Raw genomic sequence first — 25,250 nt, 5'->3', positions numbered from 1 at the left:
ATTGGATTGGGTGTGCAGGGAAGCGGTTCCAGGAAATAGCTCCACCGTATAGACCGTACCCGAAACCGACACAGGTGGTCAGGTAGAGTATACCAAGGCGCTTGAGAGAACTCTGCTGAAGGAACTCGGCAAATTGCACGCGTAACTTCGGAAGAAGCGTGACCCCAAGGCACGCAAGTGTTTTGGGGTGGCACAGACCAGGGGGTAGCGACTGTTTATCAAAAACACAGGGCTCTGCGAAGTCGCAAGACGACGTATAGGGTCTGACGCCTGCCCGGTGCTGGAAGGTTAAGAGGAGAGGTGCAAGCTTTGAATCGAAGCCCCAGTAAACGGCGGCCGTAACTATAACGGTCCTAAGGTAGCGAAATTCCTTGTCGGGTAAGTTCCGACCTGCACGAATGGCGTAACGACTTCCCCGCTGTCTCCAGCAGAGACTCAGTGAAATTGAATTCCCCGTGAAGATGCGGGGTTCCTGCGGTTAGACGGAAAGACCCCGTGCACCTTTACTATAGCTTTACACTGGCATTCGTGTCGGCATGTGTAGGATAGGTGGTAGGCTTTGAAGCAGGGACGCCAGTTTCTGTGGAGCCATCCTTGAAATACCACCCTTATCGTCATGGATGTCTAACTGCGGCCCGTTATCCGGGTCCAGGACCGTGTATGGTGGGTAGTTTGACTGGGGCGGTCGCCTCCGAAAGAGTAACGGAGGCGCGCGATGGTTGGCTCAGACCGGTCGGAAATCGGTCGTCGAGTGCAATGGCATAAGCCAGCCTGACTGCGAGACTGACAAGTCGAGCAGAGACGAAAGTCGGTCATAGTGATCCGGTGGTCCCGCGTGGAAGGGCCATCGCTCAACGGATAAAAGGTACGCCGGGGATAACAGGCTGATGACCCCCAAGAGTCCATATCGACGGGGTTGTTTGGCACCTCGATGTCGGCTCATCGCATCCTGGGGCTGGAGCAGGTCCCAAGGGTTTGGCTGTTCGCCAATTAAAGCGGTACGTGAGCTGGGTTCAGAACGTCGTGAGACAGTTCGGTCCCTATCTGCCGTGGGTGTAGGAATATTGACAGGATCTGTCCCTAGTACGAGAGGACCGGGATGGACATATCTCTGGTGGACCTGTTGTCCTGCCAAGGGCATAGCAGGGTAGCTATATATGGAATGGATAACCGCTGAAGGCATCTAAGCGGGAAACCAACCTGAAAACGAGTATTCCCTTGAGAGCCGTGGAAGACGACCACGTTGATAGGCCGGGTGTGGAAGCGCAGCAATGTGTGAAGCTTACCGGTACTAATAGCTCGATTGGCTTGATCGTTCTCATTGTTCATGCTCATCTCAAGGCAAACGCGAAGCGTTTGTCCTGACAGAGCAAAGGCAAAAGCCTTTGCGACAGGCCCGGCGAACACGCAGTGTTCGTCCGGTTGTTGCTGAAGACGTGTTCAAAACTTAAGACAAACGAGGAAGTTTCCTTCCTCTACCAGCTTCTCATCACATTGCCCTTAGCCGACCTGGTGGTTATGGCGGGGTGGCCGCACCCGTTCCCATTCCGAACACGGCCGTGAAACGCCCCAGCGCCAATGGTACTTCGTCTTAAGACGCGGGAGAGTAGGTCGCTGCCAGGTCTGCTAAAGGCAATGTCATCTGGTTTTTGCGGAAGCGAAATACCTCTGGTTTTTGCGGAAGCGAAATACCAGCAGGTTTTGTCGCAAGACAAATACCGACAACAATCTTCTCGACACACATTCGGCCCTGCCGAAACCAAAGGGCCGCTTCAAGCGGCCTTTATGCTTTCCAAACCTCGGATACGAGGTCAGCGTAACAAACGGTATTTTGCCTCCGGCAAAAACCGGACCGGAAATACGATCTTTGCCTTCGGCAAAAATCGGTCGGTATTTTGCCTTACGGCAAAAACCGGGTAACGCGGGGTGGAGCAGCCCGGTAGCTCGTCAGGCTCATAACCTGAAGGCCGCAGGTTCAAATCCTGCCCCCGCAACCAAATCAAAAAGCCCCGCAGGCGTAAGCCGCGGGGCTTTCTCGTTTGGGGCAGGAAAGCAAAAACGCGAAGCAAACCACAAGATCGCCACATCGTCCTTGCCCGATGTCAAAGGGGAGGGCGGGATGCCCAACCCCTTGTTGCGAGTTAACGCCTGTAGCGCAGGCGTTCCTGCTCGATTTCAGCCGGACCATAAGGGTCGAGGGTGTCGTCGAAGCGGGTCCAGCCACCCTCTGCATAGGCCGCGCGGCGCTGGTCGGGATCGACAAGGTTCGAGTTGCGGAGAATGGCTTCAGCCTCGCTGTAGAGACTATCGTCGACCTTCGCCGTCACCAATGTGCCGCCGCGGCGCACGCCTTCAGCATAGACATGCGCATGGTCTTCGGGAACGCCCGAGTCGGTGAGTGCACCGATAAGGCCGCCTGCCGCGCCGCCGGCGACCGCGCCTGCAACTGCCCCGGCCGCAGTGGCTGCGAGCCAGCCGGCCGCGACCACGGGGCCGACGCCCGGTATGGCCATGACGCCGAGCCCGGTCAGAAGGCCGCCGACGCCGCCGACGGCAGCACCGATGCCCGCGCCGGCTCCGGCACCTTCAGCCGCATTGCTTTCCCGGTTATGGCGTTCGTCGGCATTGTTGGAAACGATGCTGATGTCGCTGGAGGGCACGCCGCGTGCCTCAAGGGCGCTGACGGCAGCGCTTGCATCGGAATAGTCGTCGAAAAGTCCTGTAACGGTTTTCATGGAAATCTCCTGAATGTGTGATTAGTTGGCGACGATGTTGCCCTGATAGTCGAGGGCCACGCCGACGGCCTTGCCGTCTTTCATCGCCTTGGCCTGCCAGACACCCTTGTCGTCCAGCATTAGGCCGGTGATGTCGGCGTAGCCGGCTTCGGACAGACGTTCCTTGGCCTGCTCCTCCGTGAAGCTGTTTGCGCCCTCGACGGGAGCAGTCGTGTTCTTGGTGTCGGGCGTGGCGACGGCAGGCGTATCGCCATCCGTGGCGGGAGCGGTGGTCGTCTGGGCAAAGGCGCCAAGTGCGGATGCGCCCATAAAGGCGGCGGCTAGGAGAATTTTTTTCATGATCGTATTCCTCGTTGGAGCCTGAGAGCAGGCCCCTAAGGAACACGCTGTGGGTCGCATGGTTCCGAGGTGCGAGAAATAGAAATAACGACTCCAGGCATGGAACGGCGAGTAAATCAGTGCGTTACATGCACATATCGCGTGTATTCCGGTGCTTCATTGGAGATTTAATGGGACGTGGTCTTCTTTTCTGGCTTTTGGGCATTCCTCTTCCCATCGTGATCCTGCTCGTCCTCTTCTTGCGTTAAACAAAAACAGACAAGGCATCCGTAGTGTGCTTGAGGCATTGCTCGCCAGGTGCGCTGCTTCTGTCGCGGGCCTCACCGCCGATGCGCCCGGCTTGTTGATGGCCGCTCGTAGCGCGTCACGTTTACCGGCACGTAACCGCGCGCTGCTCCCGCTAAAGGACAGCCTTCGGGGAACTCGCCGAAAGGCCGTTTCGGTGGCTGGCCTCCTGAAGCGCATGCGCCAGTTTTCGGACAGCACGCTCGATCTCATAAGGGGTGTAGGCAGCGAAACCCATGAGGAAGCCGGGTTTTCCGCCCGCGCCGGCATGAAGGGTCGAAAGGCCGAGAAGCGCGATTTCCACCCGCTTTGCCGCGTCCACCACCGCTTGTTCGGGCAGGTCGCAGGTCAGCACACAGGGCATCTGCAAGCCTCCGATGGGCACCTGCGCTTCGATGAAGTCCGAAAGATGCCGTCGGACGAGTGTGGTCAGCACGTCCAGCCGCTCTGTATAGAGGCTGCGCATCGCGCGGACATGCGCGCCGAAATGCCCGGCTTCCATGAAGCGCGCCAGCGTCAGTTGCGTTAGGGAGGCGGTGTGACCGTCCAGCAGGGTGCGCGCTACAGTCATCGGTTTGACGAGCTGGTGCGGCAGGACGACATAACCGATCCGCAGGCCCGGAAAGAGCGCTTTCGTGAAGGTCCCGACATAGATGGTGCGGTCGTGCGGGTCGAGACCCTGTACGCAGGCGGTTGGCTTGCCGGCATAGCGGAACTCGCTGTCGTAATCGTCCTCGATGATCCATGCCTGGTGCCGCGCGGCCCATTCGATCAAGGCGAGGCGGCGATCCAGCGAAAGTGTCGCCCCTGTCGGGAACTGGTGGGACGGCGTGAGGAACGCCGCTTTCGCCTTGCGTGGCGCGGCGAGGATGTCATCGACAACGATACCCTGACGGTCCACGCGAATGGGAATGCAGTCCAGGCCGGCAGCATTGAACGCCTTCCGCGCGCCGTAATAGGCGGGATCTTCGATGAAAATACGCTCTCCGGGGTCAAGGAGCACGGTCGCGCACAGGGCCATGGCCTGTTGCGAGCTGGTCAGTACCAGCACACGGTCGGCCGTGGCGCGTGCACCACGCTCCAGATTGACGTGGTCGGCAATGGCGCGGCGCAGCGGTTCGGCCCCCTGCGGATCGCCATGCAGCAGAGCCTGCGTGCCGGTCTCCTTCAGCACCTGGCGCTCCAGTCGTTCCCAGAGTGCGAGGGGAAAGCTGCGCGTTTCCGGTACGCCGTGCGCGAAAGGTCTTGGCGAAAGCGTTTCCGCCACGCCTCCGTCGCGGAACATGGCGGCACCGCGCTTGCTGAGACTTGGCGCCTGGTTGCGAGGGCAAGTGTCTCGCCGTGTTATGTGACGCCCGGCCGAGAAATCCGTTATCTGCGCGACGAAGCTTCCACTTCCCACGCGCCGATCAATGAAGCCTTCCGCATGCAGCTGGGCATAGGCCGCTTCGATGGTATCGCGGGAAACGCCAAGCGATTTGGCGAGCGCGCGTGAGGCCGGCAGCGGCTTGCCGGCCCCCAAAGCTCCATCGAGGATCAACTGGCGGATGGCGCGCTGGATTCGCGCGTGCAGTGGCATCGCCGCGTGTGCGGGATGCGCGAGCGAGGCCTTTACCGATTCCAGTTGCGAATGCTTGAACAAATGGTCTGCGCTTCTCTCATCAAATGACAAAGGTATCAGGCCATTTGCTTGTCGGGAGTCAAGCCACTGAGCGCAATCGACCTTTTGAGACCATGCAAATCCCCCACCTCGAAGATGCGGTGTCCGCCGTGATGACGCGGCCCGCTTTGGCATGACATTAGATCTTGGGATTTCTATTTGCGGCGCGGCGAAATATGACTAGGGCATGGATGATTCGGCGGCGATTCTGATTTCCCGTCGTGGTGGCCGGCTGCTTCGTGCAGCATCGCTGCTAACGGCCCTTGCTGCGCTGGCCGGCGCCGGTTGCGCAGCGCGTCCCGGCGCGGGTGTGGACTCGATGTCGACCACGGTTCCCGCGACGAGCGCGCTTGTGCTGCCCGCACCGGGCACGCTTTCGATCGTCAGCGTCATTCAGCGCCAGTATACCAATGCCATCGAACAGCAGATTGCGCTTTCGACGACCGCTGCTTCATCCGGTCAGAACTTCCTGAGCATCCAAGCCTTCGGGCCGGCGGAAACGGTGGCGCGGCCTGCCGGCGCGCTCGCCTTCAAACCCGTGCAGCACGGTGCGATCCGCGGCGAAATCCGCAAGTATTTTCCCGGCCGCCAGCTCGTGATCTCCGCCAATTTCGTGCGGAACAGCTATGGTCCCTTTGGCTATGCCTATGGTCGGGGCGCGGGCAACGACGGTTGCCTCTACGGATGGCAGCAGATTCGCTCCGATGTGGCCGATCGCGACAGGCTGCGCGAGCTCGGCATGCTCCAGATCCGTCTGCGCGTTTGCCAGTCGGGCGCCTCTGAGAAGGAACTGGTCGAGCTGATGTACGGCTATACGGTCGTCGGCGGGTTCGCTGGTGCCGCCTGGAACCCCTACGGCAGGCCCGCTCCGGTCGACAGCCAGATCGGCGGCGGCGAGCCGGTGCGGCCGGTTTTCGAGGAGCCGAAGACGGCGGCGGTCACGCAGACCGTCAATCGTGCGGTCGTGACGCGGCGGCCTGTGACGGAAACGCCCGTGCGCAAGACGCAGGGGGCGGTGGACACCGGCGGGAATGCGGTTGTCGTTCCCTCGCCGTCGGGCGGCGCAACCGTTTCGGGCGGCGAAGCCGTCGTCGTGCCGTCGCCTGTATGTGCGACGGGAGAGGCGGGCGCAGTGAGCTGCAATTGATGTCGGTTGAGCCCTAATTTCTCCTTAACCGTCTTGCGGGTAGTGTCTCGCGATCGCGCCATGACGGCGAAGGGTGGGTAAATGAGACATAGCGGTACCGTCGTATTGTGGGCATGTGTGTCCGCTCTCGTGATTCTCGTAATCACGCTTCCCATCAATCTCCAGACCCAGCTCGTCGCCAGCATAGCCGTCGTGACCTTCATGGCGGTGATCAAGGTTCTGCGCGCCGAGGGCATCTGGCGACTGATCGCACTCGCCTTCGGCACGGCCATCGTCCTGCGCTACGTCTATTGGCGCACCACCAGCACGCTGCCCCCTCTCAACCAGCTGGAAAACTTCATTCCCGGTTTTCTGCTCTATCTCGCCGAAATGTACAGCGTGATGATGCTGGCGCTCAGCCTGTTCGTGGTCGCGCTGCCGTTGCCTTCGCGCAAGGGCAGTGTCACGCCGCTTGAAAGGCTGCCAAGCGTCGATGTGTTTGTGCCCAGCTACAACGAGGATATCGGCCTTCTCGCCAACACGCTGGCTGCTGCCAAGGCGATGGACTACCCGGCCGACAAGATGACGATCTGGCTGCTGGATGACGGCGGCACGGAACAGAAGCGCAATGCGGCGGCTGTCGTGGAGGCGCAGGTCGCGGCGGCGCGTCACGCCGAGTTGCAGGCGCTGTGCCGCGATCTTGGCGTCAATTACCTTACGCGCGCGCGCAACGAGCACGCCAAGGCCGGCAACATGAACAACGGCATGCTCCATTCGAAGGGCGAGTTGATCGCGATTTTCGATGCGGACCACGCGCCGGCCCGGGACTTTTTGCGCGAGACGGTCGGCTATTTCGCAGACGATCCGAAACTGTTCCTTGTCCAGACGCCGCACTTCTTCCTCAATCCCGACCCGCTGGAGCGCAACCTGCGCACCTTCGAGAAGATGCCGAGCGAGAACGAGATGTTCTACGGCATCATCCAGCGCGGCCTCGACAAATGGAATGCCTCCTTCTTCTGCGGTTCGGCGGCGGTCCTGCGGCGCACCGCGCTCAATGAGGCGGGCGGCTTCAGCGGTCTGTCGATCACCGAGGACTGCGAGACGGCGCTGGCGCTGCATTCGCGCGGCTGGAACAGCGTCTATGTTGACAAACCGCTGATCGCCGGGCTCCAGCCCGCAACCTTCGCCAGCTTCATCGGCCAGCGCAGCCGGTGGGCGCAGGGCATGATGCAGATCCTGCGCTTCCGCTTTCCGCTCTTCAAGAGCGGTCTCTCGCTGCCGCAACGCCTTTGCTACATGTCGTCCATGCTGTTCTGGCTGTTTCCGTTCCCGCGCACGATCTTCCTGTTTGCACCGCTCTTCTACCTCTTCTTCGACCTGGAGATCTTCACGGCATCGGGCGGCGAGTTCCTCGGCTACACCCTCGCCTATATGCTCGTGAACCTGATGATGCAGAACTATCTCTACGGCTCGTTCCGCTGGCCGTGGATTTCGGAACTGTATGAATATGTGCAGAGCGTGCATCTGCTGCCCGCCGTGGTTTCCGTGATGCTCAACCCCACGAAACCGACCTTCAAGGTGACGGCGAAGGACGAGTCGATCGCGGTGGCGCGGCTTTCGGAGATCAGCCGGCCGTTCTTCGTCATCTTCGCCGTGCTGTTCGTTGCGTTCCTCATGAGCATCTACCGGTTCTATGCGGAGCCCTACAAGGCTGATGTCACGTTCGTGGTCGGCGCCTGGAACCTGCTGAACCTGCTGATTGCCGGCTGTGCGCTTGGCGTCGTCTCCGAGCGCAGCGAGAAGGCGGCAAGCCGGCGCGTTACCGTCAAGCGCCGTTGTACCTTCCTCAGCGAGGGCCGCGAATATCCTGCCACGCTTGAAAACGTTTCGGCGAACGGCGCGCGCGTTCAGGTCTTCGGCCTTGAGGATCACATTGCGACGGGCGCCGAGGGTGCCCTGCAGTTCAAGCCCTATGGCGGAGATCACGAAGAAGCGCTGCCGGTTGAAATCCGCAACACCGAAACGGCCGGCAATGTCATGGTGATCGGCTGCCGGTTCACGCCGCAGGACGCTCGGCACCATTCGCTCGTCGCCGACCTCATCTTCGCCAATTCCAACCAGTGGAGCGATTTCCAGGTGTCGCGCCGCTACAATCCCGGTATCTTCCGCGGCACGCTTTGGTTCCTCGGGATTGCCGCCTATCAGACGAGCCGGGGGCTGATCTACTTCGCGCGCAGCCTCGGTGGGCGCAAGGGGGAGGCGACGTCGTGAGGTTCGCTCCAGCAGCGGCCGTGGGGCTCGGCCTGTTTCTCGCGCTTTCGGCTTCCACGGCTTTCGCGCAGGAGGCCGCGGTTCCCTTCGACATGACGGGCGAACGCGGTCCGACCGCCGATCAGAAACCGTCCGAAGGCAACAGCGGTACGGCCACGCCAACGACGACACAGGTTGAACAGAAACCGGTCGTGAAGCCGCCCGCGCGGCGTTACATCGTCTCTGCCCCGTCGCTGATGCTGGAAGGCGAGGTCGCCAGCCGCTCTTTCCCGATCTACCTCACAAAAGATGAGGCGGCAGGTGCCGATGCGCTCAACCTCGGCTATTCCAACGCCGTTGTCGTCGCGCCGGAGGCTTCCCGTCTGACGGTCGTGATCAATGACGTGCCCGTCGGAGAAATGCCCGTGCAATCCGCCGAGGGCACGAAGGAGGTGCGGCTCAACCTGCCGGCCGGCCTGCTGCGTCCCGGTATCAACCGCGTCACGTTCAACGCGACACACCGCCACCGGACCGATTGCACCATCCGCTCGACCTATGATCTCTGGACGGCGGTCGATCCGGCGCGCACGTTCCTGACGCTACCGGACGCCCCGACGAGCCGCTTGCAGACCATGGATGATATTCCGGCCATTGGCGTCGGGCCGGCCGGCCAGACGAAGTTCATCATGGTCCTGCCGGAAATGGGTCAGCCTGCTGCCACCAACGCGCTGATGCGCCTCAGCCAGGGCCTCGCCATGATGGCGAAGATGCCCAACCAGACCTTCGATGTCGTCGACACGATGCCGGCGACACTCGGCGCCGGCGAACTGGCGGTGGTGTTGGGCACGGCCGGCGATCTTTCGCCGATCCTGCCGCGCCTGCCCGCGACGGCCGCAAGCTCCGCCGTCGCGACCTTTGTCGATGCCCCGGCAGGGAACGGAAAGGTCCTCGCCGTCAGCGGTCCCGACTGGCCGTCCATCGAAAGTGCCGTGGAAGGCATCGTCTCGCCCATCGACCGGCCGCTCGGGGTTATGCGTGAGGCGCTGAGCGTTCGCCAGCGCAACGCCGCCGAAATGCCGCTCGTTTCTGGCGAGACCACACTGACGCTTGCTGCGCTCGGCGTGCGCACCGGCGAATTCAGCGGCCGCCGTTTCCGCACGGGCTTCGATATCGGCATTCCCTCGGATTTTTATGCCGATGCCTATGGTGAGGCGACGCTTCTGCTCGATGCCGCCTATGCGCCCGATGTGCTGCCCGGCAGCCATTTTGATGTTTATGTCAACGGCAACCTCGCCTCCACGGTGCCGTTCAACAGCCGGAACGGCGGCATCTTCCGTCACCTTCCCATTCGCGTGACGATGCGGCACCTGCGGCCCGGCCCCAATCGTATCGATATCGAGGCGATCCTTCTGACGCAGGCCGACGCCGTCTGCGCGCCGGGCGCCAGCGCGCTGCAGGAGCCACGTTTTGCGCTGTTCGATTCCTCCGAACTGCGCGTGCCGAACTTCGCCCGCATCGGGCAGATGCCAAGCCTTGCCGCCCTATCGGGAACCGCGTTCCCCTATAACGGTCAGACCGATCCGGCGGCGCTCTATCTCGACCGCCTGGATTCCGACACGCTTTCGACGGGCGCGACGTTCCTTGGCCGGCTTGCCGTGTCGGGCGGCCGGGCCTTGCAGGTTCGCCCCGAATCCTCGGCGCTTGCCATCGGCGATCGCAATGCCATCCTGATCGGCACGCTGTCGCAGCTTCCGCCGCTCGTGCTCAGCCAGACGCATATCGCCGCCGAGAGTGCCTCGACCTGGGGCGCGCCCGTGGCGGGCGACAACCAGCGGGCCGGCACGCAAGAAGCCATCGACGAATGGCAGTCACGCGTCCGCGGCGGGGCGTGGCGCAGTCAGGTGGCGGCGTTCCAGACCTGGTTGCAGGAAACTTTCGACATCTCGTTTTCGTCGCTCCGGTTGTTGCCGGGCGAAGAGCAGGAGGTGGTGCCCGACGATAGCGCCCAGTTCCTCATCGCCCAGGGTGACAGCCCGGACCATACGGCGACGTGGACCGTGCTTTCGGCACCGACCGGTGCGAGCCTCAAGGCCGGCATGGCGGCAGTGGCGCAGGATGCCCGCTGGCAGCAGCTGGATGGATACGCGACGCTGGACGACAAGGCCTCCGACAGCCTCGACACGCGTCAGGTCAGCCGCGCCCGGTTTGTGCCCACGCAGCCATGGAGCTTTTCGAACATGCGCCTGATCGCGGCGAACTGGCTGTCCTCCAATATCCTGTCCTATGCCTTGGCGTTCTGCGGCCTCTCTCTGCTCCTCGGCATGGCGACCTGGGGTTTGTTGCGTCGGTTCGGACGGCAATCGTGATCGGTATGTTTACCGTCGGTTAACCCTACTGGGCTTTTATCGGTGCGAGTTGGCTCTTTATGGCGGACACGGAGACGTGTCCGCCGTTCATGACGCATGGTGTCGTCACGGGTAAGCCGGAGCCGGATGTGGAAAATGACCGAAGGAAATTCGGGATGAAGTCGATCCTGATGGCGCTCGTCCTTATTTCCGCCGGCGCGGCAAGCGTCGCCGGCTTGTCATTCCGGCTGCCCGGCGATCAGCCGCAGGATGTGCTGCGCATGGCCGCGGGTGGAGACACGCGTGGAAAGGCGGAAAAGAGCCCCCGCGTGGAACTCGCGCAAGCCAACGGCGGCGCGCAGCAGGTTCCGGCCAACCAGAACACGACGGCGGACCAGCCAACCGATATGACGCAGGCCAAACCTGCGGTAGACGAAAGCGCCCTGCGCTACTTCGCGTCCCGCGGCGACACGGTCCGGCTGAACGCCGAGATCGCACGCCTGCGCTCCCTCTACCCGACCTGGACCCCGCCGGAAAATCCGCTCGCCATTCCCGAGAACGAGGACAAGCAGCTTGAGGCGATGTGGGCGCTCTACAGCCAGTCCCGTTATGCCGATGTCCGTGCGGCGATCGCCAGCCGTCAGAAGGAAGATCCCCAGTGGACGCCGCCCGCCGACCTCGTTGAGCGTCTCGATATCGCCGAGAAGCGGACAGCGCTGATTGCTGCTTCCAATGCGGGCAACAGTCAGGAAGTCGTGCGTCTTGGTGCAGAGACGCCAAGCCTGCTGACCTGTAGTGACGCAGATGTGCTCTGGCGCGTTGCCGAAGCCTTCGTGAAGGTGGACCGCGTGCCACGCGCCAAGGACGCCTTCGGCTACATGCTCGACAATTGCACGGATGGACCGATCCGGCTTGCGACCGTGCAGAAAGCGGCCGCCGTGCTTGGCTATGCGGACATGCAGGACCTGCTGGCGCGCGAGCGGATTGCCGCGGATGGCGCCAAGGAATTCGATACGCTGCGTCCCGATCTCGCGCGCCGTTTCGTCAGCGAAGGCGACAATGAGCCGAAGCTGACCGTCGCGCCGGAATATCTGAAGATTGTCGAGAAGCTTCTGACCGATGACGGTCTCGCGTCCGATGCGCTGCTGCTTGGCTGGTATCATCTTCGCCGCGACGAGAATGCGCTGGCCGAGCCGTTCTTCCGCAAGGCGCGCTCGATCGAGGATTCCGCCTCGGCCGCCCAGGGCCTGTCGCTCATCCTGCTGGCCCGCAAGCAGCCGGCGGAAGCGGAGGACGTGATGTATGCCTGGCGCACCAGCTCCGACCAGGCGATGGAAACCTATCTTGCCGCCACTGCCAACCTGATGGCGCTCGATCCGATACCGACCCTCGACGCCACGGTGCTCAACCGCATCGCTCAGGTGACGGTGGAGGAAAAGCATCCCGAGACGGGCGAGCAGTTCGGCTGGTACGCGCTCGCCATGGACCAGCCACGCACGGCGGAGGAGTGGTTCTCGCAGGTTCTGCGCTGGAAGGCGGACTACGAGCCTGCTGCCTACGGTCTGGGTGTGGCGCGTCTTCGTCTTGAGGACAAGGCAGGTCTTGCGGCAGTCAAGCAGGCTTGGGCGAACCGTTCGCAACGCATTGCCCGGCTGGGCGAGGCCGATACAGGCAACGACGCGGCACCCCTTCGCCGCGAGCGGGAGCAGCGCCCGGTGGCTGTCGACCGACGCGTGCCTGAACGCGAAGTCGTGGCCGAGGCGCGTCCGGCGCTTGTCGAGGACGTCTCAACGAGGACACAGCGCACCGGCCGTACGACGGCACGCAGCACGGCAAGCGCAGACTGCCGGGCGACGCGCGATCCCGCGGGTCTTCCGCCGGCCAGCGCCCTGTCGCTGGGCTGGTGCCTGATGGAAAGGAACCGCCCCATGGAGGCCGCGCAGGCCTTCGAGGTGGCGCTCGGCGGACAGGGCACGGTGCGCAGCGATGCGGCCTATGGCCAGAGCCTTGCCTATCTCCGTGCCGGCCTGACCAGCGATGCCGCGGTCGCCGCCACCAAGGCAAAGCTCGAGCAACGGCGCGGCGCCGAACTCCAGTCTGCCATCCTTGCCGACCGTGCCGTTGCCAGCTTCCGTGCGCAGCGCTACCGCGAGACGCTGGCCTATCTCGATCAGCGTCGGCAGGTCCAGGCCGAGCCGGCCGACCTGATGGTCATGCGCGCCTATGCCTACAAGAATCTCGGCATGCGGGGAGACGCCTATCGTCTCTTCGAGGCACTTGGCGAGACGGGCCGGCAGGATGCAATCCGTGCGCTGGCGGAATTGCGCGACGAGCGTCGCTAAGTTCGGCCCGGCCAGCGCCTGAAGGCATACTTACAGGAAACATTACGAAAATATAATGATCCCAAAGGGTTCTCCTTTCGGAGCATCGGTGCCACATGTCTTTGTAAGGGACATGGAGGCACGGCCTCGACCATTGGAAGACGGATGAGCAAGAGCGCACGACCGAAAGAGGATGCAAGGGCCGCCGAGGATGCGGGCCGGACCAATGTGACATTCATGCCAGGCGCGGTGCCGCCGCGGCGGCGCAAACGCTCGCGGACATGGCTGTGGCTGGGGCTTGCCGTCCTTCTCGCCGGTGCCGGTTATTACGGCTGGCGGGCCTACACGCCGGCCGAGACGGCAGCCGCCGTCGTTACCGAGGCCGTGGTGCGTGGCGATATCGAGAATGCGGTCACCGCCGTCGGTACGCTGGAAGCGGTCAAGTCCGTCGATGCTGGCGCGCAGGTCTCCGGCCAGCTGAAGGTGCTGCATGTCGCCATTGGCGACAAGGTCGACAAGGATACGCTCCTTGCCGAGATCGATCCCGCAACCATCGAAAACCGCATGGAGATCAACCGCGCGGAGCTTGCCAATCTTCAGGCCCAGCTCGAATCCAAGAAGGCGCAGCTTACCTTCAGGCAGGCCAATATCGCCCGCCAGCGCAATCTCGTGGCCGGCAGCGCCGCCGCTCAGCAGGCGCTGGATCAGGCCGTCGCCGATCTGGCAGCCGCCGAGGCGGACGTGAATGCGACCGAGGCGCAGATCCGCAAGCAGCAGGCGACGATCGCTGGCGACGACGTGGACCTTAGCTACACGAAGATCTATGCGCCGATGGCCGGCACCGTCGTTTCCAACCCGGTGAAGGAAGGCCAGACGCTGAACGCCGCCCAGTCGGCACCCACCATCGTCACCATCGCCGACCTCTCGACCATGACGGTGCGCGCCGAGGTCTCGGAGGCCGATGTCGGCCGCCTGAAGGTCGGCATGGAAGCCTATTTCACGCTGCTTGGTCAGCCCGGCAAGCGTTTCACCGGTACGCTCCGCCAGATCGAGCCGACGCCGACCGTCGAGAACAATGTCGTCCTCTACAATGCGCTGTTCGACGTGCCGAACCCGGACGGCGAGTTGATGACGTCCATGAGCGCGCAGGTCTTCTTCGTGCAGGCCGCTGCCCGCGATGTGCTGATCGTGCCGAACGGTGCGGTGAGCATGAAGCGCGCCGAAGGCGGCGCCAAGCCGCAGGCGCAGGTGACCGTCGTCAAGGCCAACGGCGCGACGGAGACCCGTTCCGTCGAAACCGGCATCCGCAACCGCGTCAGCATCGAGATCAAGAGCGGGCTGGAAGAGGGCGAACGCGTCGTCGTATCCCCGACGTCCGAAGGCGGCTCGGCCCGTGGCGGCAGGGGCGGACAGGGTCGCGGCATGCGCATGCCGTCGATGTTCTGAGGTGCTGACATGGCACCGCTGATCTCGCTCCGGGACGTCACCAAGACCTATTTCAACGACGGCTTCGCCGTGGAGGTGCTGCACGGCGTCTCGCTGGATATCGAGGCCGGCGAGTTCGTCGCGATCATCGGTCAGTCCGGTTCCGGCAAGTCGACGCTGATGAATATCCTCGGCTGTCTCGATCAACCGACGAGCGGCGATTACCGCATCGACGGCGAGCCGGTTTCCGACATCGACAGCGACGACCTCGCGGCGCTCCGACGCCGCACCTTCGGCTTCGTCTTCCAAAGCTACAACCTCATCCCGACGGCAAGCGCCCTGGAGAATGTCGAGGTCCCCGCGATCTATGCCGGACTTCCCGCGCGTGATCGACAGGAGCGCGCGGAAATGCTGCTCGGCTCGCTGAAGCTCGGCGACCGGCTGGATCATCGCCCCAACCAGCTTTCAGGCGGCCAGCAGCAGCGTGTTTCGATTGCGCGCGCGCTGATGAACGGCGGCCGCGTCATTCTCGCTGACGAGCCGACCGGCGCGCTCGACAGCCAGAGCGGCGAAGAGGTCATGGCGCTCTTGCGCAAGATGCACGAGGACGGCCACACGGTCATCCTGATCACCCACTCGCGCGAGGTGGCGGAGGCCGCCGACCGGTTGATCGAGATTCGTGACGGCACCATCATCTCGGACCACGCGCGAAAGCCGCGATCCGCGTCATCTGCTGCCGCCGGCTTGCAGAAGGCGGTACGCGACGGATCGGCCGCGATTGCCGATCTCTCCGAAGCCGTGAAGATGGCCTTCCGGGCCCTGCACGCCAACCTGTTCCGTACCGTGCTGACATTGCTCGGCATTGTCATCGGCGTCGGATCGGTCGTGGCGATGCTGGCCATTGGTACGGGCGCACAGAACTCCGTGCTCGACCGTATCTCCGCGATGGGATCGGACCTGCTGCTTGTCCGTCCCAGCATGGCCAACTTTCGGGGTGGTGGAAGCGCGCCGGTGACCCTTATCCCGGCGGATGCCGACGCCATCCTCGAAGTGCCGAACGTCGCCTTCGCGGTGCCGGAAATGACGAGCACGGTCACCGTGCGCTACGGCAATATCGATTACCAGACCACCGCAAACGGCACGGTGCCGGCCTTTCCGCGCGCGAAATCCTGGGCGGTGGCGTCGGGCGAATTCATCAATGCCGAGGATATGAATACCTATGCCCCGGTGGCCGTGCTCGGCCAGACGGTTGCGAAGACGCTGTTTACCAACGGCGAAAACCCGCTTGGCCAATATGTGCTCGTGAACAAGATCCCGTTCCAGGTCATTGGCGTCATGGCGGAAATGGGCGCGACCGCCGGCGGCAACGATCAAGACGACGTGATGCTGGTGCCGCTGTCGACCGGCAGCATGCGGCTCTTCGGACAGCGCAACGTGCGCACCATCACCGTGCAGGTGCAGGACGCCACCGCCATCGATCAGACACAGGACACTATCCAGGCGCTGCTCGACGAGCGCCACAAGGCGCAGGATACGCAGATCACCAACATGTCCTCAGTGCGCGAGGCGTTCACCGAGACGTCGAACACAATGAAGCTGTTCCTGGGCTCGGTTGCGGCGATCTCGCTGCTCGTCGGCGGCATCGGGGTGATGAACATCATGCTTGTGAGCGTGCGCGAGCGCACCCGTGAGATCGGCGTGCGCATGGCGACGGGCGCCCGCCAGCGCGATATCCTGTTGCAGTTCCTCATCGAGGCGCTGGTCGTCTCGGCGATCGGCGGCGCTATCGGTGTCGTGCTGGGCCTGTCCATCGGCGGCATCGCGCAGGCGTTCGGCATGCCGGTGAGCTTCACCGTCGGGCCGGTCGCGCTTGCCTTTGCCTGCTCGTTCCTGACCGGGCTGGTCTTCGGTTATCTGCCGGCCCGCAACGCATCGCGCTTGCAGCCGGCAGTCGCGCTAAGCGTAGACTGAGGCCATCCGGCCTCAGTTCCGGTCGAGCGCCCTTGTCAGCGTGAGGGCTGCAATGGTGCAGATCGCGCCTGAGATCAGGTAACCGCCGATGAAGATGATGCCGAAGCTGCTGGCGAGACCAAGCGCCACCAGCGGCGCAAAACCCGCGCCGACCAGCCAGGCAAGGTCGGAGGTGAGAGCGGCACCGGTATAGCGATAGGGCTGCGAGAAGCGCGAGGACACGGCGCCGGAGGACTGGCCGAAGCTCAGTCCCAGAATGAAGAAGCCGATCAGGATGAAAGCATCCTGCCCCTTGCCGCCGGCATCCAGCAGGAAGGGCGCCGAGAACGAGAAGATCGCAATCAGGATCGCGCCGGCCATCAGCTGGTTGCGCCGGCCGATCCGATCGGCAAGTAGGCCCGAGAGCACGATGCCGACGGCGCCCAGTGCTGCACCCGCAACCTGCACCCACAGAAACTGTGCCGCCGACTGCCCGCCCGTCAAAGTGACCCAGGAGAGCGGGAAGATGGTGACGAGGTGGAACATCGCAAAGCTTGCCAACGGCACGAAGGCGCCGAGAACGACGTCGGTGCTGTGCTTGCTCAGCATTTCGAACACCGGCCGCGCCTGCAGCTCCTGCGCTTCCATCGCCGCGCCGAATTCCTTGCTGGCGACGATGCGCAGGCGCGCGAAGAGCGCCACAACGTTGATCGCGAAGGCGACGAAGAACGGATAGCGCCAGCCCCAGGAAATGAAGTCCTCCTGCGAGAGCGTGCTGACGAAATAGCCAAACAGGACGCTGGCCAGTGCAAAGCCGATGGGCGCGCCGAGCTGCGGGATCATGGCGTACCAGCCGCGCCGGCTTTCCGGGGCGCTGAGATTGAGCAGCGAGGCGAGACCGTCCCATGCTCCGCCGAGCGCGAAACCCTGCCCCAGGCGGAAGAGCGCCAGCAGGGCGACGGCCCAGTAGCCGATCGTGTCATACCCCGGCAGGAAGGCGATGGACGCCGTCGAGCCGCCGAGGATGACGAGCGCGGTCGTCAGCTTCGTGCCGCGGCCGTAATTGCGATCGATCCACATGAAGACGAAGGAGCCGATCGGGCGGGCGAGGAAGGCCAGCGGGAACAGCGCGAAGGACATCAGCGTCGCGACCACCGGATTGGGCGCGAAGGGGAAGATCAGCTTGGGAAAGACCAGGATAGACCCGAGGCCGTAGACGAAGAAGTCGAAGAACTCGGAGGTTCGGCCGATGACCACGCCGATGGCGACGCTGCCGGGCGACAGCGGCTTGTCGTCCTCGTGCATGCGGCGCGCGTCGCGCTCCATACCGGACGAGGTGGGATTGATGGCCGAACTCATGAACTCCTCCGTGTGGATTTGCGTCATGTGGTTAGAATGTTGATCAATCGGTGGCCGATGGCAAGGACTACCTTGCGAATGAGTCATTGGCCGCCGAATTGACAGAGGGCATTTCTATTGCGCTAGTACAATCGCGCATCGACAGATAGTCCCTTATTGACTACCCTCCTGCGACAGAATGCTGCGCTGCGACGATGGACCTCATTTCCAAAGCCGCCTGTGCGCGATTATTGCCGACTAGACAGAACGCAAGTTGAGGCCGAAATGCCGAAGCAATTCAGTTTAGCCAGTCGATTCACCGTCTTTGCCCTTATGCTCGCCACTTTAAGTGGTTGCGATCTCGTGGTCATGTCGCCTTCCGGTGATATTGCGGCGCAGCAAAGAGATCTGATCGTCATCTCGACGATCCTGATGCTGGTGATCATCGTTCCCGTGATTTTTCTCACGCTGTTTTTCGCCTGGCGATACCGCCAGTCGAACACGGCCGCCACATATGATCCGGAATGGCACCATTCCACCGGCCTGGAAGTGGTGATCTGGTCGGCGCCACTCGCCATCATCATCGCGCTCGGCGCCATTACCTGGGTCAGCACCCACAAGCTCGATCCCTACCGTCCGCTCGACCGCATCGACGCCGCGCGGCCGGTGACGGAAGAGATGAAGCCGATCACCGTTGAGGTCGTCGCGCTCGACTGGAAATGGCTGTTCTTCTACCCGGATTACGGCATTGCCACCGTCAACGAGATGGCGGCCCCCGTCGATGTGCCGATCAACTTCAAGCTCACGGCCTCCTCTGTGATGAATTCGTTCTACATCCCGGCGCTTGCCGGCATGATCTACACGATGCCGGGCATGGAGACGAAGCTGCACGCGGTCATCAACAAGCCGGGCGAGTATGACGGCCTCTCGTCCAATTTCAGCGGCGATGGCTTTTCGCATATGCGCTTCAAGTTCCACGGCGTCGACCAGGCCGGCTTCGATGCCTGGGTCGCCCGCGTCAAGCAGAACGGAACCGCGCTCAACCGCGACGCTTACCTGAAGCTCGAAAAGCCGAGCGCGAAGGAACCCGTTCGCTACTTCGCCACGGTCGAAAACGGTCTCTACGAGGCCGTGCTCAACATGTGCGTGCGCGAAGGCCAGATGTGCATGAAGGACATGATGCACATCGACATGATGGGCGGCGGCGGCAAGGACAGCCACGACAACAAGGAACGCCTCCGGCACGACGACCGCTTCGTCAGTGACGCGCGCCCGAAGGCCGACATCCCGGTCGAGCAGCTGCTTGCGTCCCTTGAGCAAGATATCTGCCGCACCGAGCCGGGCGAAGCCCTGACGCTGGATGCGGACGGCAAGCTGCCGGCGACCGAGTTCATGAAGTACAGCCCGCGCGCGACGCAGTAGCGCCCGCGCCTTCCGGAACCGGCTCCCGCGGTTCCGGCTCATCTGTAGAAACCCATGGCCTGCCAGTCCCGGGCCGCAGTCTGTAAAGTTTGGACCACCCCATGTTTGGTGACATCAGCCTCACGCAATTCATCTTCGGCCGGCTTACCTGGGAAGCGATCCCCTATCACGAGCCGATCCTTGTCGTGACCTTTGCGGTCGTGGCGCTCGGCGGCATCGCCATCCTGGGCCTCATCACGAAGTTCAAGCTCTGGGGCTATCTCTGGCACGAATGGTTCACGAGCGTCGATCACAAGAAGATCGGCATCATGTACATCATTCTGGCCATCATCATGCTGCTGCGCGGTTTTGCCGACGCCATCATGATGCGCATCCAGCAGGCAATCGCCTTCAACGGCAACGAGGGCTATCTCAACCCGCACCACTACGACCAGATCTTCACCGCCCATGGCGTGATCATGATCTTCTTCGTGGCGATGCCTTTCGTCACCGGCTTCATGAACTATGTCGTGCCGCTTCAGATCGGCGCGCGCGACGTCTCGTTCCCGTTCCTCAACAACTTCTCCTTCTGGATGACGACGGCCGGCGCCGTCATCATCATGATGTCGCTGTTCGTGGGCGAGTTCGCCCGCACCGGCTGGCTCGCCTATCCGCCGCTGTCGGGCGCGGATTACAGTCCGGGCGTCGGCGTCGATTATTACATATGGGGCCTTCAGGTGGCGGGCGTGGGGACCACGCTTTCAGGCATCAACCTCATTGCGACCATCGTGAAGATGCGCGCGCCCGGCATGACCTTCATGAAGATGCCGATCTTCACCTGGACGTCGCTCTGCACCAACATCCTGATCGTCGCCACCTTCCCGATCCTCACCGCCACGCTCGCGCTGCTGTCGCTCGACCGTTACGTCGACACGAACTTCTTCACGAACGATCTCGGCGGCAATCCGATGATGTATATCAACCTCATCTGGATCTGGGGCCATCCGGAAGTCTACATCCTCGTCCTGCCGGCCTTCGGCATTTTCTCCGAGGTGGTCGCCACCTTCAGCGGCAAGCGTCTCTTCGGCTATGCCTCGATGGTCTACGCCACCTGCGTCATCATGATCCTGTCCTATCTCGTGTGGCTGCACCACTTCTTCACGATGGGCTCGGGCGCGTCGGTGAACGCCTTCTTCGGCATCACCACCATGATCATCTCGATCCCGACGGGGGCGAAGATGTTCAACTGGCTCTTCACCATGTATCGCGGGCGCATCCGCTACGAAGTGCCGATGCTGTGGACGATCGGCTTCATGGTGACCTTCGTCATCGGCGGCATGACGGGCGTGATGCTCGCGATTCCGCCGGCCGATTTCGTGCTGCACAACTCGCTCTTCCTCATCGCCCATTTCCACAACGTCATCATCGGCGGCGTGCTGTTCGGCCTGATGGCGGGCGTCGTCTACTGGTTCCCGAAGGCCTTCGGCTACAAGCTCGATCCCTTCTGGGGCAAGATGAGCTTCTGGTTCTGGCAGATCGGCTTCTTCTTCGCCTTCATGCCGCTCTATGTGCTCGGCCTGATGGGTGTCACGCGCCGCGTCAGCCAGTTTGAGGACCCGTCGCTGCAGATATGGTTCATCATCGCCGCCTTCGGTGCTGCGCTGATCGCCATCGGCATCGCCTCCTTCATCATCCAGCTCGTCGTCAGCTACCTGAAGCGCGACCAGTTGCGCTGCGACACCGGCGATCCGTGGAACGGCCGCACCCTGGAATGGTCGACGTCCTCGCCGCCGCCGGACTACAACTTCGCCTTCACGCCGGTCGTGCACGATCATGACAGCTGGTACGACATGAAGAACCGCGGCTACGAGCGCCCGCTTGAAGGCTTCAAGCCGATCCACATGCCGAAGAACACCGGCACGGGCATCATCCTATCCGGCATCAGCATTGTGCTGGCCTTCGCCCTGATCTGGTACATCTGGTGGCTGGCGGCTGTCTCCTTCATCGCGCTCATCGCGGCGTCGATCGCCCATACGTTCAACTACGACCGCGACTTCTTCATCCCCGCCGAGACTGTGACGGCGACGGAGGATGCGCGCACCAAACTGCTTGCAGAACGGACCTGAGCCATGAGCGCGACCCAAGTCCAAGAGACCGAAAAGCCGCAGTTCTACCTGACGGACGACCATCACCCGGAAAACAGCACCAATCTGGGTTTCTGGCTCTACCTGATGAGCGACTGCCTCATCTTCGCCGTGCTGTTTGCCACGCACGGCGTGCTCGGCCGCAACTATGCGGCCGGTCCGTCGCCGGCCGATCTGTTCGACCTCAACCTCGTCGCCATCAACACCGCGCTGCTGCTCTTCTCCTCCATCACCTATGGCTTCGCCATGCTGCAGATGGAGCGTGGCGCCAAGATGGAAACGCTCGTCTGGCTCGGCATTACCTGCGTCTTCGGCGCGGCCTTCCTGGCTTTGGAAATCTACGAGTTCCACCATCTCATCGCTGAAGGCGCGGGCCCGACTCGCTCGGCCTTCCTGTCGTCCTTCTTCACGCTGGTGGGTACGCACGGCCTGCACGTCACCTTCGGCATCATCTGGCTGATCACGCTGATGGTGCAGGTATCGAAACGTGGCCTGATCCCGGAAAACCGTCGCCGGCTGATGTGCCTGTCGATGTTCTGGCACTTCCTCGACGTCATCTGGATCGGCGTCTTCTCCTTCGTCTATCTGTTGGGAGTCCTCGGATGAGCTCGAATCATGAAAGCGCTTCTGACGTGCACCACGCCCACAGCCACGGTCACGAGGCGGCGCATGGGTCCTTCAAGAGCTATGTGACCGGCTTCATCCTGTCTGTCATCCTGACGGCCATCCCCTTCTGGCTGGTCATGGGCGGCGTGCTCGATAGCAAGCTCCTGACCGCCGTTCTCGTCATGGGCATCGGTGTCGTGCAGATCTTCGTGCACATGATCTATTTCCTGCACATGAACACGCGCTCCGAGGGCGGCTGGACGATGATGGCGCTGATCTTCACGCTCGTCATCGTCGGCATCGCGATTGCGGGCTCCCTCTGGGTCATGCATCATCTCAACACGAACATGATGCCCATGACCCACGAGATGATGAAGAACATGCCCTGACGGGCGGAGCCGACATGAAGACGGATGAGGAAGGGCTGCAGGACGGCGGGCAACCATCGCCCCGCGCCCGCAGAGTTCTCACGGCACTCCTCCTGCTGCTCGTCGCCGTGTTCGTGGGGCTCGGGTCCTGGCAGGTGCAGCGGCTCTTCTGGAAGCTCGATCTGATCGCTCGGGTGGATGCCCGGGTGCACGCCGATCCAGTGCCGGCCCCGGCCGGCCCGGTCGATGCCGCCGCGGACGAATATCGCCATGTCATCGCTATCGGTCTTTTCGAACACGACAAGACCGTGCTCGTACAGGCCGTCACGGAGCGCGGCGCGGGTTTTTGGGTGGTGACGCCGCTGCGGACAGATGGCGGCGGTCCGACGATCCTCATCAATCGCGGCTTCGTGCCCGCCGATCGCAGCAGCGAGGATGCGCGCCTCGCCAGCGCGCTGGCTGCCGGTCCGGTCACGGTGACAGGCCTGCTGCGGATCACCGAGCCGGGCGGCGGTTTCCTGCGCGCCAATGATCCCGCGGGCGACCGCTGGTTCTCGCGAGACGTTGCCGCCATCGCCGCGGCCAAGGGGCTCCGGAATGTCGCGCCCTATTTCATCGATGCGGATGCAACGCCCAATCCGGGCGGTCTTCCAGTCGGCGGCCTGACCGTCGTGACCTTCCGCAACAGCCATCTCGTCTATGCGCTGACCTGGTATGCGCTGGCGCTCATGAGCGCGGTCGCCGCCTACAGCGTCCACCGTCGTCGCTTCGTCTAAAAACTCCGCTACATCTGCCTGCAGAATCAGTCGCCGGCTTGCCGGCGGTGGTTGAATGTGTCGCTTGCCTTGCAGGGTCGAAGGGAAGATCCTGCTGATGGCTCTGGCGTGGGATGATGGGAGCAGACTTTGGGACAGGATGTCGAACTGAAGCTCGATCTCGCCGGTGAGGAGATCGTTGATCTCGTGGCGGCCGGTCTTGTGTCCGGTGAGCCCGTCGTGCTTGCGCGGCATGTTGTCTATTACGATACGCCAGATCGCGCCCTGCGCGCCGCCGGCTTTTCGCTTCGCATCCGCAAGGATGCGGAAGGGTATGTCCAGATCGCCAAGGCTGTCGGTGGCGGTATCGCAAGTGTCTTTGCCCGCCCGAAATGGGAGCGAAAAGTCGAGAACGATACACCCGTCCTCGATGACACCACGCCGATCCGGGCGTTTCTCGGCCGGCGCGCCGATGAAATCCAGCCTGTTTTCGAAATCGCAACCGAGCGTCGCCGCTGGTCCGTCCTCTGGGAAGGGACGCGCATCGAGATGGCTCTCGACCGGGGCAGTATCGTGGCCGGCGACCGGAAGGCGCCTATCGCCGAGATCAAGTTGAAGCTGGAGGACGGAAAACCGGATGGCCTCTTCTCCTTTGCCCGACGGTTGGGCGCGGTCATGCCGCTGCGGCTGGGTGTGCTGAGCAAGGCGGAGCGCGGCTACGGGCTGACGGCGTCCCCGGCACGTGCGGTGAAGGCCGATCCGGTCGCGCTTGTTGCCGACATGACCGTTCCCACCGCCTTCCGCACCATCGCGCGTGCTTGCATCAGGCAGTTTCGCATGAACGAGGACCTCATGGGGGACGGGGGAGAAGACGCGGTGCATCAGGCGCGTATCGCCCTGCGGCGGCTGCGCTCTGCGTTCTCCGTGTTCAATCCATTGCTGGAGAATGAGACCGGCGCGTGCCTTGCCGATGAAGTGAGATGGCTGGCGGGCGTGCTCGGCGGCGTGCGCGATCTCGACGTGCTGGTGGCCCGCTGCAAGGATGATGCGTTGCGCGCACGGCTGGCAGAGGCGAGGGCGACCGCCTTCCGTGAAGCCGCCGCCACTCTCGCCGGACCGCGTGCCCGCGCACTGATGCTGGACGTTGAAGAGTGGCTGGTTTGCGGTTCCTGGCAGACGCAACGTCGCACACGCGAAATCCGCACGCAGCCGCTGCCGGATTTCGCCGCCGGTGCGCTCGATCGGCTGCGGCGCAAGGTCAAGAAGGGTGGCCGCGATCTCGCCGACGTGGATGACGAAGCCCGTCATGCCGTGCGCAAGGACGCCAAGAAGCTACGCTATGCCGCAGGTTTCTTCGCCGCCTTGTTTGATCGAAAGCGCCAGAAGCGCCGGTATGGCCGCTTCATCGATGCGTTGGAAGCCTTGCAGGATCGTCTGGGTGTGCTGAATGACACGGCCGATATGCCGGAGGTTCTCGCTCGCCTCGGCTTTGACGAGAAAGCGCTTACGGCCTTCACCAAGACGGAACCGCAAAGCTCGGCGGATATGCTCGCCGCAGCGGCGGAAGCGCATGAGGCGCTGATCGATACCAAGCGCTTCTGGCGCTAGACAGGCGATGGATTGCACGCATTGCTTTGCAAAGTAGCCTGCACTTCCCTACATATTGACGTTGGTCGTCAAACGGAGTTCAGGCGTGAGCGTCGCATTCGTCAAGGAAGAGAGCGCGGAAACCGCAGCGGAAACCCAACTGCCGGATCGGCCCATCTCGCCGCATCAAAACCTCGTCACGGAAACGGGCCTGAAGGCGCTCGAAGCGCAGTTGCAGGCCGCGCGCGAGGCGTTCGAGGCAGCCAATGCGCTTGAGGATGTGAACGAACGCCGCCGCCAGACGGCCGGTCCCGTGCGTGATCTGCGCTATCTCGCAGAACGGCTGCGCACGGCCCAGCTCGTGCCGGCGCCGACCGCAAACGATGTCGTCGCGTTCGGCAGCACCGTAACCTTCAGCCGCGACGACGGGCGCGTGCAGACCTACCGTATCGTCGGCGAGGATGAGGCCGACCCGAAGGCGGGTTCGATTTCCTATGTCTCGCCCGTCGCGCGCAAGCTGATGGGCAAGGCGGTCGGCGATGTCGTCACGGTGGGCGAGCAGGAACTCGAGATCGAGACGATCGCCTGAAACGAAAAAGGGCCGGCTTGCGCCGG

17 protein-coding genes, 1 tRNA gene and 2 rRNA genes (1 of these 20 only partly in view) are annotated in these 25,250 nt (G+C 62.8%); 16 read left to right on the top strand and 4 right to left on the bottom strand.

Features of this window, described 5'->3' with window-relative positions:
* From MNR02_RS13805 to MNR02_RS13795, 3 genes are all read left to right on the top strand, one after another.
* Positions 1 to 1,316: ribosomal RNA gene (locus MNR02_RS13805) — 23S ribosomal RNA — on the top strand (it extends 1,483 nt beyond the left edge of the window).
* Between the two features lie 192 nt (positions 1,317 to 1,508).
* Positions 1,509 to 1,623 (top strand): 5S ribosomal RNA (gene rrf, locus MNR02_RS13800).
* A 297-nt stretch (positions 1,624 to 1,920) separates the two neighbouring features.
* Positions 1,921 to 1,997: transfer RNA gene (locus tag MNR02_RS13795), tRNA-Met, on the top strand.
* Between the two features lie 144 nt (positions 1,998 to 2,141).
* On the opposite strand, the gene MNR02_RS13790 is transcribed toward MNR02_RS13795, so the two are convergent.
* The 3 genes from MNR02_RS13790 to MNR02_RS13780 form a co-directional block, all read right to left on the bottom strand.
* Positions 2,142 to 2,735 carry a general stress protein gene (locus tag MNR02_RS13790; RefSeq protein ID WP_241947206.1) on the bottom strand — a complete coding sequence of 198 codons (594 nt, stop codon included), beginning with the start codon at positions 2,733 to 2,735 and terminating at the stop codon, positions 2,142 to 2,144.
* 21 nt (positions 2,736 to 2,756) lie between these two features.
* The gene (locus tag MNR02_RS13785; protein WP_241947205.1) at positions 2,757 to 3,074 is read right to left on the bottom strand and encodes a PepSY domain-containing protein; all 318 of its coding nucleotides are present in this window, start codon (positions 3,072 to 3,074) and stop codon (positions 2,757 to 2,759) included.
* Between the two features lie 400 nt (positions 3,075 to 3,474).
* Positions 3,475 to 5,001: a PLP-dependent aminotransferase family protein gene (locus MNR02_RS13780; protein ID WP_241947204.1), complete on the bottom strand. Its 1,527-nt coding sequence runs from the start codon at positions 4,999 to 5,001 to the stop codon at positions 3,475 to 3,477.
* 205 nt (positions 5,002 to 5,206) lie between these two features.
* Here MNR02_RS13780 and bcsN point away from each other — a divergent pair, with 205 nt between their 5' ends.
* The 6 genes from bcsN (at position 5,207) to MNR02_RS13750 (ending at position 16,457) form a co-directional block, all read left to right on the top strand.
* Positions 5,207 to 6,166, top strand: a complete 960-nt coding sequence (gene bcsN / locus MNR02_RS13775; RefSeq protein ID WP_241947203.1) for a cellulose biosynthesis protein BcsN — start codon at positions 5,207 to 5,209, stop codon at positions 6,164 to 6,166.
* Between the two features lie 81 nt (positions 6,167 to 6,247).
* A complete protein-coding gene (bcsA, locus tag MNR02_RS13770) occupies positions 6,248 to 8,416 on the top strand; it encodes a UDP-forming cellulose synthase catalytic subunit (protein ID WP_241947202.1) in 2,169 nt (722 codons plus the stop codon).
* Positions 8,413 to 10,761 carry a cellulose biosynthesis cyclic di-GMP-binding regulatory protein BcsB gene (locus MNR02_RS13765; RefSeq protein ID WP_241947201.1) on the top strand — a complete coding sequence of 783 codons (2,349 nt, stop codon included), beginning with the start codon at positions 8,413 to 8,415 and terminating at the stop codon, positions 10,759 to 10,761. Before bcsA ends, MNR02_RS13765 begins: the two co-directional genes overlap by 4 nt.
* Positions 10,762 to 10,916: 155 nt before the next feature.
* Positions 10,917 to 13,082 carry a cellulose synthase gene (locus MNR02_RS13760; RefSeq protein ID WP_241947200.1) on the top strand — a complete coding sequence of 722 codons (2,166 nt, stop codon included), beginning with the start codon at positions 10,917 to 10,919 and terminating at the stop codon, positions 13,080 to 13,082.
* Positions 13,083 to 13,226: 144 nt separating this feature from the next.
* Positions 13,227 to 14,507, top strand: coding sequence for an efflux RND transporter periplasmic adaptor subunit (locus MNR02_RS13755; protein WP_241947199.1), 1,281 nt, complete (start codon positions 13,227 to 13,229; stop codon positions 14,505 to 14,507).
* 9 nt (positions 14,508 to 14,516) lie between these two features.
* The gene (locus MNR02_RS13750) at positions 14,517 to 16,457 is read left to right on the top strand and encodes a MacB family efflux pump subunit (RefSeq protein WP_241947198.1); all 1,941 of its coding nucleotides are present in this window, start codon (positions 14,517 to 14,519) and stop codon (positions 16,455 to 16,457) included.
* 12 nt (positions 16,458 to 16,469) lie between these two features.
* Here the strand turns inward: MNR02_RS13750 and MNR02_RS13745 are convergent, their stop codons facing one another.
* On the bottom strand, positions 16,470 to 17,795 hold the full coding sequence (locus MNR02_RS13745; protein ID WP_241947197.1) for an MFS transporter: 1,326 nt from the start codon (positions 17,793 to 17,795) through the stop codon (positions 16,470 to 16,472).
* Between the two features lie 264 nt (positions 17,796 to 18,059).
* On the opposite strand from MNR02_RS13745, the gene cyoA reads away from it, so the two are divergent.
* The 7 genes from cyoA (at position 18,060) to greA (ending at position 25,224) form a co-directional block, all read left to right on the top strand.
* Positions 18,060 to 19,196 (top strand): ubiquinol oxidase subunit II, encoded by a 1,137-nt coding sequence (gene cyoA, locus MNR02_RS13740; protein ID WP_312419435.1) that lies wholly within the window; start codon positions 18,060 to 18,062, stop codon positions 19,194 to 19,196.
* A gap of 101 nt (positions 19,197 to 19,297) precedes the next feature.
* Entirely contained in the window at positions 19,298 to 21,301 is a 2,004-nt protein-coding gene (gene cyoB, locus MNR02_RS13735; protein ID WP_241947196.1) for a cytochrome o ubiquinol oxidase subunit I, read from the top strand.
* A 3-nt stretch (positions 21,302 to 21,304) separates the two neighbouring features.
* Positions 21,305 to 21,925, top strand: a complete 621-nt coding sequence (cyoC, locus tag MNR02_RS13730) for a cytochrome o ubiquinol oxidase subunit III (protein ID WP_241947195.1) — start codon at positions 21,305 to 21,307, stop codon at positions 21,923 to 21,925.
* The gene (gene cyoD / locus MNR02_RS13725; RefSeq protein ID WP_241604986.1) at positions 21,922 to 22,314 is read left to right on the top strand and encodes a cytochrome o ubiquinol oxidase subunit IV; all 393 of its coding nucleotides are present in this window, start codon (positions 21,922 to 21,924) and stop codon (positions 22,312 to 22,314) included. The genes cyoC and cyoD overlap by 4 nt, the downstream gene beginning before the upstream one ends.
* A 14-nt stretch (positions 22,315 to 22,328) precedes the next feature.
* The gene (locus MNR02_RS13720; protein ID WP_241947194.1) at positions 22,329 to 23,069 is read left to right on the top strand and encodes an SURF1 family protein; all 741 of its coding nucleotides are present in this window, start codon (positions 22,329 to 22,331) and stop codon (positions 23,067 to 23,069) included.
* A gap of 129 nt (positions 23,070 to 23,198) precedes the next feature.
* Entirely contained in the window at positions 23,199 to 24,656 is a 1,458-nt protein-coding gene (locus tag MNR02_RS13715; RefSeq protein ID WP_241947193.1) for a CHAD domain-containing protein, read from the top strand.
* 85 nt (positions 24,657 to 24,741) lie between these two features.
* Positions 24,742 to 25,224, top strand: coding sequence for a transcription elongation factor GreA (gene greA / locus MNR02_RS13710; protein WP_241947192.1), 483 nt, complete (start codon positions 24,742 to 24,744; stop codon positions 25,222 to 25,224).
* Positions 25,225 to 25,250: the final 26 nt, after the last annotated feature.

Origin of the sequence: Shinella sp. H4-D48 (genome assembly GCF_022637395.1) — a bacterium.
Taxonomy (GTDB): Bacteria; Pseudomonadota; Alphaproteobacteria; order Rhizobiales; family Rhizobiaceae; genus Shinella; species Shinella sedimenti.
The sequence above is the reverse complement of the archived record's forward strand: the minus strand, read 5'-3'. Positions and strand labels throughout refer to the sequence as shown.

Coding starts and splice junctions, on each gene's coding strand:
- MNR02_RS13790 (WP_241947206.1), bottom strand. CDS start 2,735: ATGAAAACCGTTACAGGACTTTTCGACGACTATTCCGATGCAAGCGCT.
- MNR02_RS13785 (WP_241947205.1), bottom strand. CDS start 3,074: ATGAAAAAAATTCTCCTAGCCGCCGCCTTTATGGGCGCATCCGCACTT.
- bcsN (WP_241947203.1), top strand. CDS start 5,207: ATGGATGATTCGGCGGCGATTCTGATTTCCCGTCGTGGTGGCCGGCTG.
- bcsA (WP_241947202.1), top strand. CDS start 6,248: ATGAGACATAGCGGTACCGTCGTATTGTGGGCATGTGTGTCCGCTCTC.
- MNR02_RS13760 (WP_241947200.1), top strand. CDS start 10,917: ATGAAGTCGATCCTGATGGCGCTCGTCCTTATTTCCGCCGGCGCGGCA.
- MNR02_RS13755 (WP_241947199.1), top strand. CDS start 13,227: ATGAGCAAGAGCGCACGACCGAAAGAGGATGCAAGGGCCGCCGAGGAT.
- MNR02_RS13750 (WP_241947198.1), top strand. CDS start 14,517: ATGGCACCGCTGATCTCGCTCCGGGACGTCACCAAGACCTATTTCAAC.
- MNR02_RS13745 (WP_241947197.1), bottom strand. CDS start 17,795: ATGAGTTCGGCCATCAATCCCACCTCGTCCGGTATGGAGCGCGACGCG.
- cyoA (WP_312419435.1), top strand. CDS start 18,060: ATGCCGAAGCAATTCAGTTTAGCCAGTCGATTCACCGTCTTTGCCCTT.
- cyoB (WP_241947196.1), top strand. CDS start 19,298: ATGTTTGGTGACATCAGCCTCACGCAATTCATCTTCGGCCGGCTTACC.
- cyoC (WP_241947195.1), top strand. CDS start 21,305: ATGAGCGCGACCCAAGTCCAAGAGACCGAAAAGCCGCAGTTCTACCTG.
- cyoD (WP_241604986.1), top strand. CDS start 21,922: ATGAGCTCGAATCATGAAAGCGCTTCTGACGTGCACCACGCCCACAGC.
- MNR02_RS13720 (WP_241947194.1), top strand. CDS start 22,329: ATGAAGACGGATGAGGAAGGGCTGCAGGACGGCGGGCAACCATCGCCC.